At 56.9% G+C, this 12,152-nt stretch carries 14 protein-coding genes; 12 read left to right on the forward strand and 2 right to left on the reverse strand.

Features of this window, described 5'->3' with window-relative positions:
• From NH344_RS03445 to NH344_RS03500, 12 genes are all read left to right on the forward strand, one after another.
• Window positions 1-744, forward strand: a 744-nt coding sequence (locus NH344_RS03445) for an FAD-binding protein (RefSeq protein ID WP_253027544.1), incomplete at its 5' end; no start/stop codon positions are given.
• A 215-nt stretch (window positions 745-959) separates the two neighbouring features.
• Complete coding sequence (locus tag NH344_RS03450) at window positions 960-1,571, forward strand: superoxide dismutase (protein WP_044630796.1); 612 nt, start codon at window positions 960-962, stop codon at window positions 1,569-1,571.
• 252 nt (window positions 1,572-1,823) lie between these two features.
• Window positions 1,824-2,045 (forward strand): glutaredoxin-like protein NrdH, encoded by a 222-nt coding sequence (gene nrdH, locus NH344_RS03455; RefSeq protein ID WP_044630795.1) that lies wholly within the window; start codon window positions 1,824-1,826, stop codon window positions 2,043-2,045.
• A gap of 9 nt (window positions 2,046-2,054) precedes the next feature.
• Window positions 2,055-2,504, forward strand: coding sequence for a class Ib ribonucleoside-diphosphate reductase assembly flavoprotein NrdI (nrdI, locus tag NH344_RS03460; protein WP_044630794.1), 450 nt, complete (start codon window positions 2,055-2,057; stop codon window positions 2,502-2,504).
• Window positions 2,505-2,560: 56 nt separating this feature from the next.
• On the forward strand, window positions 2,561-4,666 hold the full coding sequence (gene nrdE / locus NH344_RS03465; protein WP_089674578.1) for a class 1b ribonucleoside-diphosphate reductase subunit alpha: 2,106 nt from the start codon (window positions 2,561-2,563) through the stop codon (window positions 4,664-4,666).
• 42 nt (window positions 4,667-4,708) lie between these two features.
• A complete protein-coding gene (gene nrdF / locus NH344_RS03470) occupies window positions 4,709-5,680 on the forward strand; it encodes a class 1b ribonucleoside-diphosphate reductase subunit beta (protein ID WP_044630793.1) in 972 nt (323 codons plus the stop codon).
• Between the two features lie 219 nt (window positions 5,681-5,899).
• On the forward strand, window positions 5,900-6,679 hold the full coding sequence (locus NH344_RS03475) for a DUF3450 domain-containing protein (protein WP_253027545.1): 780 nt from the start codon (window positions 5,900-5,902) through the stop codon (window positions 6,677-6,679).
• Window positions 6,676-8,037, forward strand: coding sequence for a MotA/TolQ/ExbB proton channel family protein (locus NH344_RS03480; RefSeq protein WP_172416262.1), 1,362 nt, complete (start codon window positions 6,676-6,678; stop codon window positions 8,035-8,037). Before NH344_RS03475 ends, NH344_RS03480 begins: the two co-directional genes overlap by 4 nt.
• Before the next feature lies 1 nt (window position 8,038).
• On the forward strand, window positions 8,039-8,581 hold the full coding sequence (locus NH344_RS03485; protein WP_172416261.1) for a MotA/TolQ/ExbB proton channel family protein: 543 nt from the start codon (window positions 8,039-8,041) through the stop codon (window positions 8,579-8,581).
• Window positions 8,574-8,981: a biopolymer transporter ExbD gene (locus NH344_RS03490; RefSeq protein ID WP_044628390.1), complete on the forward strand. Its 408-nt coding sequence runs from the start codon at window positions 8,574-8,576 to the stop codon at window positions 8,979-8,981. Before NH344_RS03485 ends, NH344_RS03490 begins: the two co-directional genes overlap by 8 nt.
• Complete coding sequence (locus NH344_RS03495) at window positions 8,978-9,730, forward strand: energy transducer TonB (protein ID WP_253027546.1); 753 nt, start codon at window positions 8,978-8,980, stop codon at window positions 9,728-9,730. Before NH344_RS03490 ends, NH344_RS03495 begins: the two co-directional genes overlap by 4 nt.
• A gap of 67 nt (window positions 9,731-9,797) precedes the next feature.
• Window positions 9,798-10,895, forward strand: coding sequence for a hypothetical protein (locus NH344_RS03500; RefSeq protein ID WP_137094114.1), 1,098 nt, complete (start codon window positions 9,798-9,800; stop codon window positions 10,893-10,895).
• Window positions 10,896-10,971: 76 nt separating this feature from the next.
• On the opposite strand, the gene xthA is transcribed toward NH344_RS03500, so the two are convergent.
• Together xthA and NH344_RS03510 are read right to left on the reverse strand one after the other, a co-directional pair.
• Window positions 10,972-11,805 (reverse strand): exodeoxyribonuclease III, encoded by an 834-nt coding sequence (gene xthA, locus NH344_RS03505; protein ID WP_062375132.1) that lies wholly within the window; start codon window positions 11,803-11,805, stop codon window positions 10,972-10,974.
• Window positions 11,805-12,053 (reverse strand): hypothetical protein, encoded by a 249-nt coding sequence (locus tag NH344_RS03510; RefSeq protein WP_044628386.1) that lies wholly within the window; start codon window positions 12,051-12,053, stop codon window positions 11,805-11,807. Before NH344_RS03510 ends, xthA begins: the two co-directional genes overlap by 1 nt.
• Window positions 12,054-12,152: the final 99 nt, after the last annotated feature.

Genomic DNA, 12,152 nt, shown 5'->3' on the forward strand with positions numbered 1-12,152 from the left:
AACGCCGTCTACGCCCATCAGCTGGCCGAGCCCATGGGTGCGCTGCTGGTAGAGCTGGCAGGTGATTACACCCACGTACTGGCCAGCGCCTCCACCACCGGTAAAAACGTCCTGCCACGCTTGGCGGCCCTGAAAGATGTCAGCCAGCTGTCGGATGTGATTGGCGTCGAAAGCGCCGATACTTTCCTGCGCCCGATTTATGCCGGTAACGCCATCGCCACGGTCAAAAGTGACGACGCGCTGAAAGTCATTACCGTGCGCACCACCGCGTTCGATGCGGTGGGCCAGGGCGGCAGCGCAGCCGTGGAAGCGGTAGCGTTCGCCGCTGACAACAGCCAATCCAGCTTTGTCAAAGAAGAGCTGGCCCAGAGCGACCGCCCGGAACTCGGCGGTGCCAAGGTCGTCATCTCCGGTGGCCGTGGCATGGGTAACGGCGAGAACTTCAAGCTGCTGGACGGCATTGCCGACAAGCTGGGCGCGGCCATTGGCGCTTCGCGTGCGGCGGTCGATGCGGGCTTTGTTCCTAACGACATGCAGGTGGGCCAGACCGGTAAGATCGTCGCGCCTGAGCTTTATATTGCGGTGGGTATTTCAGGTGCGATTCAGCACTTGGCGGGCATGAAAGACTCCAAGGTGATCGTCGCCATCAACAAAGACGACGAAGCTCCGATCTTTCAGGTCGCCGACTATGGCCTAGTGGGGGATCTGTTCGAGATTCTGCCAGAGCTGGAAAGCAAGCTGTAAGTCATTGAACTTGCTGCCTGTCAAAAGCCGACTTCGCCAGAAGTCGGCTTTTTTATTGCGGGCGGGTTCGATAAACTGACAATAGTTGACTAAGGTGCTGGGACAAAGATTTGCCGCCGATGGTAAAAAATTGCCGGGGCGGTGGTTGAAAAGGGTGGAGTAAGACCACACCTAATGTAGTGAACGCAACAGAAGCCACTCAAGGAGAAGATAGCATGGCACATACCCTTCCTGAACTGCCGTACGCTTACGATGCTCTCGAGCCGAACATCGACGCGATGACGATGGAAATTCACCACTCTCGCCACCACAACACCTACGTCACCAACCTGAACGGTGCGCTGGAAGGCACCGGTCTAGAAGACGTTCCGGTGGAAGAGCTGGTGGCGAACTTGGATCGCGTACCCGAAGAGAAGCGTCAAGCCGTTATCAACAACGGTGGCGGCCACGCTAATCACTCCATGTTTTGGCAAATGATGTCACCCAACGGTGGCGGACAGCCGCATGGCGACGTGGCTAAAGCCATCGACGCAGAGCTGGGCGGTTTTGATGCATTCAAAGACGCCTTCAAAAAAGCCGCGCTGGGCCGTTTCGGCAGCGGCTGGGCGTGGTTGTCCGTCACGCCTGAGAAAAAGCTGGTCGTCGAAAATACCCTCAACCAAGATAGCCCGTTGATGCACGGCAACACGCCCGTACTCGGTCTGGATGTTTGGGAGCACGCTTACTACCTGAAGTTCCAGAACAAGCGTCCAGACTACGTGGATGCTTTCTTCAACGTGGTGAACTGGGAAGATGTCGAGCGCCGTTACCAAGCCGCCATCGCCTAATACTCACGCCCTGTGAGGGCGGTGTCAGCTACTGACACCGCTGGAAAACCGCTCCCTATCAGGGAGCGGTTTTTTTGTGTCTGGGTATAGCGCTGGGCATGAGCTGTCCATAACCTGTGGATGAAAAAATACCATATATGCTGAAATTGATTTTCTCTTAGTCTATATATAGTATGCGTGGTGACTTTTAGAGGGGTAGAGCAAGCACTGCGCACTACCTGAAAATTGCCGCTATGAAAAGGGGAAATAGCCATGGAAATCCAAATTTATAGCAAGCCTGCCTGTGTACAGTGTACTGCCACCTATCGCGCGCTGGATAAGCAAGGCCTTGAGTACACCGTCATCGACATTACCGCCGAAACGGGTGCTCAAGCAGAAGTCGAAGCGCTGGGTTACCGCCAGCTGCCTGTCGTGGTCGTCGGTGAAGAGCACTGGTCGGGCTTCCGTCCGGACCGCATCCAAGCGTTGGCGTAATCGTCACCCATGCACGCTGCTGACGTGGAAGCCGAGCAGGCAGGTACGCTGGTCTATTTTTCCACCAAGTCAGGCAACACCCATCGCTTTATTGAAAAGCTTGGTTTAAGTGCACAGCGGCTGCCGTTACATCGTGAAGCCCCGACGCTACGCATTGAGCAGCCCTACATATTGGTTACCCCCACCTACGGAGGTGGCTCGGCCAATGGGGCTGTGCCAAAGCAGGTTATTCGGTTTTTAAATGACGAGCACAACCGACACCTCTTACGAGGTGTCATTGCTGCTGGTAATACTAATTTTGGTGACGCATACGCTTTGGCGGGGCGAATCATTGCCCAAAAGTGCCAAGTGCCGCTGCTTTATCGTTTTGAATTGTTTGGTACCGATGACGATGTCGCCAAGGTCCGCAAAGGAGTAGAAGAGTTTTGGAAACGTCAAGCTCAGTCTCTAAGAACGTAGCTGCAAAAAACTCGGCAGATCAACGCCCTGCTGCGGGAGCCACCGAGGCGCGCACGCTGGATTACCATGCGCTGAATGCGATGTTGAACCTGTACGGTGCCAACGGCGAACTGCAGTTGGATAAAGACCGCGAAGCGGCGCGCCAGTACTTCTTGCAGCACGTCAATCAGAACACCGTGTTCTTCCACTCCTTGGAAGAGAAGTTGGACTACCTAGTGGAAGAGCAGTACTACGAAGCCGACGTGCTGGCGCAGTACAGCTTTACGTTTGTCAAAGCGCTGTTCGAGCAGGCGTATGCGTACAAATTCCGCTTCCCGAGCTTCTTGGGTGCGTTCAAGTACTACACCAGCTACACGCTCAAAACCTTCGACGGCAAACGTTATCTCGAGCGGTATGAAGACCGGGTTTGCATGGTGGCGCTCACGCTAGCGCGTGGCGATGAAGCGTTGGCCAAGTCGCTAGTCGACGAGATCATCAGCGGCCGTTTCCAGCCTGCGACGCCCACCTTCCTAAACTGTGGTAAGCGCCAGCGAGGCGAGCTGGTCTCTTGCTTCTTGCTGCGTATCGAAGACAATATGGAGTCCATCGGGCGTTCCATCAACTCCGCGCTGCAGCTCTCCAAGCGTGGCGGCGGCGTGGCCTTCCTGCTCAGCAACATTCGCGAATCCGGCGCGCCGATCAAGCGTATCGAGAACCAGTCGTCGGGCATCATTCCGATCATGAAACTGCTGGAAGACGCGTTCTCCTACGCCAATCAGCTAGGTGCGCGTCAAGGTGCCGGAGCGGTCTATCTCAACGCCCACCACCCGGACATTCTGCGCTTTTTGGACACCAAGCGTGAAAACGCGGACGAAAAAATCCGCATCAAAACGCTGTCGCTGGGCGTGACCATTCCCGATATCACGTTCGAGCTGGCCAAGCGCAACGACGACATGTACCTCTTCTCGCCCTACGATGTCGAGCGCGTCTACGGCGTGCCGTTTGGCGATATCAGTGTGACCGAGAAGTACCATGAAATGGTGGCCGACGCGCGTATTCGCAAGCACAAGATCAATGCTCGCGCCTTCTTCCAAACCCTGGCCGAGCTGCAGTTCGAGTCTGGCTACCCGTATATCATGTTCGAAGATACGGTCAACCGCGCCAACCCGATTGCAGGCCGTATCAACATGAGTAACCTGTGCTCCGAGATTCTGCAGGTCAACACGCCGACCGAGTACGACGACGACTTGGGCTACCGTCAGGTAGGGCAAGATATCTCTTGTAACCTCGGCTCGATGAACATCGCCAAGGTGATGGATTCCGGTGATATCGGCACCAGCGTCGAGATCGCCATTCGCGGTCTGACCGCCGTGTCTGAAATGAGTAATCTGCGCAGCGTTCCCTCCATCGCCGAGGGTAATGCCAAATCGCGCGCCATCGGTCTTGGCCAGATGAACCTGCATGGCTTCCTGGCTCGCGAGCATATTTATTACGGCTCAGAAGAAGGGTTGGACTTCACGAACCTGTACTTCTACTGCGTTGCGTTCCATGCCATTCGTGCGTCGAACCAGTTGGCCATCGAACACGGTGAGACCTTTGCCGGGTTCGCAGACTCTACCTATGCATCGGGTACGTTCTTCGATAAGTACACCGACCAGGCGTGGCTGCCGCGTACCGAGAAAGTCCGTCAGCTTTTCGAGCGCAGCGGTATTGCATTGCCCACGCAAGACGATTGGCAAGCGCTGAAAGCCTCGGTGATGGCGCACGGCCTATACAACCGTAACCTTCAAGCGGTACCGCCGACTGGTTCTATCTCGTACATCAACCACTCCACCTCCAGCATTCACCCGGTGGCGGCGAAGATCGAGATCCGTAAAGAGGGCAAGCTGGGTCGCGTTTACTACCCAGCGCCATTCTTGAACGAAGCGAATTTCGATTACTTCCAGGATGCTTACGAAATCGGTCCTGAAAAAATTATCGATACCTACGCGGAGGCGTCCAAGCACGTTGACCAAGGCCTTTCGTTGACACTGTTCTTCCCGGACACGGCCACCACGCGGGATATCAACAAGGCGCAAATTTACGCATGGCGTAAAGGTATCAAGACGCTTTACTACATTCGCTTACGCCAAAGTGCGCTTGAAGGCACCGAGGTAGAGGGTTGCGTCTCCTGTACGCTGTAACCTCGGATACGCTTTTAAGAAGATGTTTGTGAGAGAACTCTGATGACGATGATGCAACGTTTGTCGCGAGTGAATGCGATTAACTGGAACCGCCTTCAAGACGATAAAGACCTTGAGGTATGGAACCGCCTGACCAGTAACTTCTGGTTGCCGGAAAAAGTGCCGCTCTCTAATGATATTCAGTCGTGGAACACGCTGACGCAGCAAGAGAAGCAGCTTACTATCCGCGTATTTACGGGTCTGACGCTGCTGGACACCATTCAAAGCAGCGTGGGTGCGCCTGTGCTGATGGAAGATGCCCGCACTCCTCATGAAGAAGCGGTATACACCAATATCGCCTTTATGGAATCTGTGCATGCGCGCTCCTACAGCTCGATTTTCTCGACGCTGTGTGCAACGCGTGATGTAGACGACGCGTTCCGCTGGAGTGAGGAAAATCCGACGCTACAGATGAAGTCGGAGCTCATCCTGAAGCGCTACCGCTCCGACGACCCGCTGATGCGCAAGGTGGCGAGCGTTTTCCTGGAGTCGTTCCTGTTCTACTCCGGCTTCTACTTGCCCATGTACTGGTCCAGTCATGCCAAGCTGACCAACACGGCCGACCTGATTCGTTTGATCATTCGCGATGAAGCGGTGCATGGTTACTACGTGGGCTACAAATTCCAGCAGGCGCTGGCAGAAGAGACGCCCGAGCGACAGCAGGAAGTCAAAGATTACGCTTACGAGCTGCTGCTGGAGCTTTACGACAACGAAGTTCGCTACACCGAGTCGCTGTATGATGAAGTGGGTCTGTCGGAAGATGTGAAGAAATTCCTTCACTACAACGCCAACAAAGCCCTGATGAACTTGGGCTTTGAGCCGCTGTTCCCCAGCAGCGTGACGGACGTTGACCCGACGATCATGGCCGCACTGTCACCCAGCGCGGATGAGAACCACGACTTCTTCTCAGGGTCTGGCTCTTCCTATGTCATTGGTAAAGCGGTCGCCACAGAAGACGACGACTGGGCGTTTTAAGCACTGCTGTCGTTACGTTCTCTACGGGAGCTTATGGCTCCCGTTTTTTATGCGCGCAACTCCCGCCAGACTGTTGGTGGATGTTAATGATAAATATTGTCATTTATTCTATTAGTGTTACGCTATGCACTGCACGCGTTAAACGCAAATCGTTCTTATACCTAATGAGTTTTAGCGCGCCGTTCGTGAGGGCGCGTTAAGCAGTGACGGAGACATAACGTGCTGAAAAGGCCTTTCTTTGCCTTGCGTGGGTGTTGGCTAGCAGGAGTGCTGGCCAGCGGTACGCTGATGGCAAGTGATGAGACAATGGATCAGGCGGCCCAAAGTGTCGAGGCCCAGCAAACCCAGTCTGAACTGCAGCAGCAAATTAACAGCGCGGATGAAGCTACGCGTTCCGCCATTGAAGAGTTGCGCCGCCTAGAGCGGGAAACCCGCCAGATAGAAACTACTAACGCAACGCTCAGTAGCCGCCTGGCTAGCGAAGCCGAGCGCCTGCAGCGATTAAGCCAAGCGCTTGATACGTTAAGCGATACCCGTGATGCGCTGCCCATGATTGAGCAGGACATGGCCGAGCAGCTAGCCCGTTGGATCGAGTCAGATCTACCTTTCTTAACCGATGAACGCCTCGCCCGGGTGGAATCCGCCGGTAATCCCGAGGCAGGCAGCGCTGAACGCATTGCCAGCTTGCTCGAAGCCTGGCGCGCTGAGCTGGCCTATGGCCGTGAAGTGGATAGTTGGCGAGGCCGGTTGGTGATGGAGGGGGCGTCGCCAAGAGAGGTGGAGTACCTGCGCATTGGCCGTATTGGCTTTTACTACCTGACGCCCGATGGTCGCGAAGGTGGCGTATGGGATGAAGAGAGCGGTGAATGGCTGGCGTTAGACGAACCCGCTCGCCGTCAGGTACGCAACGGCCTGCGCATCGCTAATGATCAGCGCACGCCGGAGCTTCTGCAACTACCACTTTCTATTACTGCCAATGACCAAGGGGGCCAGCCATGAGTCTATTCTCTCGCCCAAAAGCATGGCTTTGCCTAACGTTACTGGTCGGCGCATTAACGAGCAGCGCTGCCATGGCTCAAAGCGACGAACTCGGGTCGCTAAGGGAGGCCCGAGAGGCTGCCCAAGCGCGTGATCAGGAGCGGCTGCAGTCATTCTTAGAAGATCAAGATGGCCTGGAAGCCGCCTTGGAGGAAGCACGCGCTGCCCATGAGGCGGCTGAAGAAGAGCAGGCAGCCCTTGAAGCGCAGCAGGATGAGCAAAGCGAGCAGGCCCAAGCGCTTGCTCAGCGGCAAGAGGAGCAGGGAGAAGCGTTAACCTCATTGCTAGCAGATCTTGCCCGTCATAGTGAAGAAATTCGCAATGAGCTAGGCGGCGATAGCTGGCTAACGCTAGAGGCAGATGCGCTGCCGCCGCGCCTTAATGATGTCGACGTTCTGGAGCGCTCACAAATTGAGGCCGTGGTAGATAGCCTGGCAACGCTCACTGTGAATACCGGTCGTGCCGAGCGTCTCGAGCTGCCGGTGGCGGATGCAAGCGGCGACATAGAGTCACATAGCGTCGTGCGGCTGGGTGATTTTGCTGCCTTTACCGAGTCTGCGCTGCTTAGAAAGGGGCAAGACGAAGAGAGCAGCCTCGCCGAAGTGCCGCGCACGCCAACAGCAATCAGCGACCTGTTAGCGGCTTACCATCAGGGCGAGAGCCGTGAATTTGCCATTGACCCCACGCAAGGCAGTGTTCTCGAAGCGTTGGCGCAACAGCCCACGCTCTGGGAGCGCTTTCAGCAAGGGGGCTACGTCGGTTACGTCGTTGTCGTGCTCGGTGGTATCGGGCTGCTGGTGGCGTTAGCTCAGTATATTTACCTACTGACGGTGAGTGCGCGTGTGCGCCGCCAGCGCCAAAACTTAGATCAGCCAAGCAAGGATAATCCGCTTGGTCGCGTGTTAGAACGCTTTAAAGAGATGGATAAGCACCAAACGCCAGAAGCGCTCGAAGCGAGGCTGGATGAGGCGGTGCTGGCCGAGTTGCCGAAGATTGAGCGTGGTCAGCCTATCGTTAAATTGCTGGCCGCCATTGCACCTCTGCTGGGGCTACTGGGTACCGTGACAGGCATGATCGTGACCTTCCAAGCCATTACGGTATTTGGTACCGGCGACCCGCAGCTAATGGCCGGCGGTATCAGTCAGGCGCTGGTGACCACTGTGCTGGGCTTGGTAACCGCTGTGCCGCTGCTGTTTGCTCAAACGGCGCTCTCCAGTCGCAGCCGTTTTATTACCCAGGTGATTGAAGGCGAAGCCAGCGCCACGTTGGCCGACCATCTGGAAGCGCAGTCCACTCTTTCTGGGCAAACGGTGAACTAGCATGCCGACCTTACCCCTTTGGCTAGAGCCAGTAGAGCGGCTGTTAGAGGCGGGCGGCGCTGTGCTAGTCGTGCTTGCGCTGGTGGCGGTGGTGGTGTTCGCCATGGCGATTGAGCGCTGGTGGTACTACCGCATCAGTTGGCGGCGCGCGCGCCATGAATTGGTTCGTCGCTGGGCGGCCCGTAGCGACCACCGCAGTTGGAGTGCGCGTACGCTACGCCATGTATGGAGTGCGGCTTTGGTGGCCAAGCTTCGCCGCCCGCTGCCCTGGATCAGACTGCTGGTGGTGCTCTGCCCGCTACTGGGGCTGTTGGGTACCGTCACCGGTATGATCGCCGTTTTTGATAGTCTTTCGATGAGTGATACCCACCAAGCTCGGGCCATGGCTGATGGCGTTGCCCGGGCAACGCTGCCTACCTTAACGGGAATGGCCATTGCGGTAGTGGGTATGCTGTTTATTAGCCGTTTAGAGCACGTTATCCGTCGCGAAGACCAGCGTTTGCATGACCGCTTAGCGCGTGCCTTGGAGGAGAGTGATGCGTAGACGCCGTTCTATAGAGGCTGCCGACGACAGCAATGAGGTAAACTTAACGCCGATGCTGGATGTGGTGTTCATTATGCTGATCTTCTTTATCGTCACGACCAGCTTTATCAAGGAGAGCGGGGTGGAGATTGACCGTCCTGAAGCGTCTGCGGCCACGCCCCGCCCCGATGCTCAGGTGCTGATTGCTGTCACGCCGGAAGGAGCGGTATGGGTAGATGGCCAGCCGGTAGATCTACATCGTGTTGGCCAGCAGGTGGCCGGAATGCTCAGTGGTGAAGGGTCGGTGGTTATTCAAGCCGATCGAGAGTCCACCACGGGTGTGCTGATTGAGGTGATGGATCGTCTCCAGCAGGCAGGGGTCGAGCAGGTCGCCGTGGCAGCGAGCCGGAGCGCGCCATGATGCGTCATGCGTTGTCGATGCTAGGCGGTATTGCCCTGGCCGTCGGACTCTTCTGGATGCTGGCGCTGCTGGTGGCACCACCTGAACAGCAAGTCGATGAGCCCATTATGACGATGTCCATGACCATGGTGGAAGCGCCGGAGGTGGCGCCCGAACAGGAGGCACCGCCTCCCGCGCCTGCGCAAGCAGCACCCGCGCCTCCGCCCATGCCGACTCCCGCGCCTGCACCAGTGGCCACCAGTACGATTGCGTTACCCGAGGTAGAGCTGCCTGACGCGCCGGTAGAGCCCGTCGAGTTGGAAAGCGAGCTGCCCGAGCTGACCGAGGCTCAGCCCGAACCCACACCGCGGCCACAGCCAGCTCCTGAACCTGCGCCGGAACCCTCGCCCGAGCCAGCAGAAACGGTAGCGCCACCCGCTGAGCCCGCCGCTGCCCAGCGCGACGCGGCACCGGCCGCAGAGCCTGCCCCCTCCAATGAACCGGTGAGCGTTGGGCAGGTGGCGCCGACGAATCGCGTTAACCCGTCGTATCCACCCCGTGCTCAGCGTCGTGGCATGGAGGGGTTTGTGGAGGTGGAGTTCGTCATTCAGCGTAACGGTAGTGTTGACGGTGGCTCTATTCGGGTGACCAATGCCCAGCCTCGTCGGGTCTTCGAAGACGCTGCCCGCGAAGCGATTGCGCGTTGGCAGTTCGAACCCAGCCAGCAGCTACGTCGCGCCACCCAGCGTATTGAGTTCCAGTTAAGGTAGCGGTGACATGTCTCGTAGAGAAAAATCGCCAAACAGGCTAGTGAACGATGCTGGCCGAGGGAAGAGGATGCAGCGGTGGGTCGCCATCATGTTACTGAGCGCCTTAAGCGCTACCGCTGTGGCCAATGAGCCGCTGCCCGGTGACATTATTCAAGACCTGAACGGGTTGCAAAGCCAGTTAGCAAGCCAAGCAAGCGGTTCGGCAGATCCAGAGGTGTTAAGCCGTATTATTAGCCATGCGCGCTCTCAGTCTGAGCGGCTGGCTGGCGGTAACCGGGCCGACCAGTGGGCCAGTGCGCTTTATCACCAGTTAGCGGCAAGCGCCCTTGTGCACCAGGGGGAAAACCTTGCGGCCGCCGATGAACTGGCCAGCGCTCGCCAACGCCCGAGCGTTCCCGATAGCCAGGTACGCCGCTGGCTGCGCGATGAGGCGTCGCTGCGCCGTGCAGCCGGAGAGCGTGATGAGGCCATTGCTCTGTTCGAACAGTGGTTGTCAGAGTCCTCGGGCAATGAGCGTTACGCAGAAACGGCGTGGCTGTTGGTGCGAATGCTGGCCGAAGAGGAGCGCTGGGAGGCTGCGTTAGAGTGGCTGGTGCCGCTGCTAGAGCAAGGGGATCTCAGCGCTGAACAACAAACGCTCACGAATGTTGTGCTACGGCACACAGGAGAGAATGAGCAGGCGCTAAGTTGGCTGTTGAAGGGCTTAAACGCTGAGAGCGAAGCCGATGCATGGCGTCAGGCAGCCGGGCTTGCCCAGCAGGCAGGCCAGTTGGGCGTAGCAGCCGCCGTCTGGGAGGCGGCATGGCAGTTAGGCAAGTTCTCGACCCCAGATGAGCGCCTTACTCTTATCCAGCTTCATCTGGCAGGCGGGACCCCCGCCCGTGCCGGGGAGCATTTAGAGGCAGCGCTTGAGGCAGGCGAGCTTCCTAGCAACGAAGAGACGTTGCGCTTGCGAGCGACGGCCTGGCAGCAGGCGAAACATATTGATAATGCCTTGGGCGCTTGGCAAGCGCTCGCTGAAGTAACGCAATCAGCCGATGACTGGCGCCAACTGGGTCAACTTGCTTATGGGTGGGGGAGAAATGAGCAAGCAGAGGCGGCGCTTACAACCGCTGCTAATCTTGGGGATACCCAAGCGGAAGAGTGGCTGGCCAATTTTCGTTGATAAGAAAAGCCCCTTCGCTAAACAAGGGGCAGGCTGTTTTCTTGTTACTGAATTTTCTTGCTAATTGCTTCACATACTACTGAGTAACAGGGAGCGTTAATGTAAAGTCGCTCCAGGTTGGGGCGTGGTCGGAGGGGCGATCCATACCGCGTAGCGGGTAATCGATGCCTGCGCCTGTCACGCACTCGGCCAAAGGCTTTGAGACGAGAATGTAGTCGATACGCAGGCCGCGCTTTGGCTCTCGATCAAACCCTTTAGAACGGTAGTCAAACCAACTGAACCACTCGCTGTTATTAGGGTGGCACAGCCGGTAGCTGTCGCTAAGCCCCCACGCTTTAATGCCTTCCAGCCACTCACGCTCAATGGGTTGGAAGCTGGTTTTGCCATCGCGCAGCCAGCGTTTACGGTTGGCTTCGCCAATGCCTATATCCTGGTCTTCCGGTGAGATATTAAAATCACCCATGACCGCCAGCCGCTCTTCAGGAGCATGCTGGGTATTAAGCAGGTGTGCGAGCTGTTGATAAAAGCGTGCTTTGTGCGGAAACTTGGTGGGGTGATCAATGCTCTCGCCTTGCGGAAAGTAGCCGTTCCACACAGTGACCGCTTCGCCATCGTCGGCGAGAAGCTTGACGCCAATCATGCGGCGCTGCGCATCCTCTTCATCATCAGGAAAACCGTAAAACACCGCCTGCGGCTGTTGGCGGCACAGTAACGCAACGCCGTAATGCCCTTTCTGGCCATAATAGAAGACGTGATAGCCCATGGCTTCTACGTCAGCCACGGGGAATTCACTATCCTGCACTTTGGTTTCTTGTAAGCCAATGACATCAGGTTGTTGAGTGTCGATCAGCGCTTGAAGCTGATGTAGCCGTGCCCGAATGCCATTGATATTAAACGACACCAAACGCATTACGAAGGGTCTCCTGATGAGTTGTCGCCCCCTTTGTCAGGGTGAATCGCAATCGGTTGGCCACTTTGCTGGCGCGCTAGTTTACGCACGGCTTGTAGTTTGCGCTGCTGCTGCTTTTTAGCCACAAAGCGGCGCGATGAGGTCACCTGCTCAGGGTTCTCATGGCGCCACTTTTTATAATCTTTGCGGCGACCAGTGCGGATAGTCACTTTATCCGCTAATGAACGAGTCTTTTTCTTACGCGTCATGTCGCGCTCCTTGGGTTAATGTATGCCTCATTCTAACAGGCAAGCGTGCTCCTTCGACAGCAGGGCGCGCTCTTATCGCCAACCCCTGGTACAATGCGC

The organism is Halomonas sp. Ps84H-12 (genome assembly GCF_024124725.1).
In the GTDB taxonomy this organism is placed as follows: Bacteria; Pseudomonadota; Gammaproteobacteria; order Pseudomonadales; family Halomonadaceae; genus Vreelandella; species Vreelandella aquamarina.

What these genes read in the sequence shown, in the direction of transcription:
- NH344_RS03490 (WP_044628390.1), top strand. Translation starts at nt 8,574, where the DNA reads ATGCGTAGACGCCGTTCTATAGAGGCTGCCGACGACAGCAATGAGGTA.
- NH344_RS03500 (WP_137094114.1), top strand. Translation starts at nt 9,798, where the DNA reads ATGCAGCGGTGGGTCGCCATCATGTTACTGAGCGCCTTAAGCGCTACC.
- NH344_RS03495 (WP_253027546.1), top strand. Translation starts at nt 8,978, where the DNA reads ATGATGCGTCATGCGTTGTCGATGCTAGGCGGTATTGCCCTGGCCGTC.
- nrdI (WP_044630794.1), top strand. Translation starts at nt 2,055, where the DNA reads ATGCACGCTGCTGACGTGGAAGCCGAGCAGGCAGGTACGCTGGTCTAT.
- NH344_RS03510 (WP_044628386.1), bottom strand. Translation starts at nt 12,053, where the DNA reads ATGACGCGTAAGAAAAAGACTCGTTCATTAGCGGATAAAGTGACTATC.
- nrdH (WP_044630795.1), top strand. Translation starts at nt 1,824, where the DNA reads ATGGAAATCCAAATTTATAGCAAGCCTGCCTGTGTACAGTGTACTGCC.
- NH344_RS03450 (WP_044630796.1), top strand. Translation starts at nt 960, where the DNA reads ATGGCACATACCCTTCCTGAACTGCCGTACGCTTACGATGCTCTCGAG.
- NH344_RS03480 (WP_172416262.1), top strand. Translation starts at nt 6,676, where the DNA reads ATGAGTCTATTCTCTCGCCCAAAAGCATGGCTTTGCCTAACGTTACTG.
- xthA (WP_062375132.1), bottom strand. Translation starts at nt 11,805, where the DNA reads ATGCGTTTGGTGTCGTTTAATATCAATGGCATTCGGGCACGGCTACAT.
- nrdF (WP_044630793.1), top strand. Translation starts at nt 4,709, where the DNA reads ATGACGATGATGCAACGTTTGTCGCGAGTGAATGCGATTAACTGGAAC.
- NH344_RS03485 (WP_172416261.1), top strand. Translation starts at nt 8,039, where the DNA reads ATGCCGACCTTACCCCTTTGGCTAGAGCCAGTAGAGCGGCTGTTAGAG.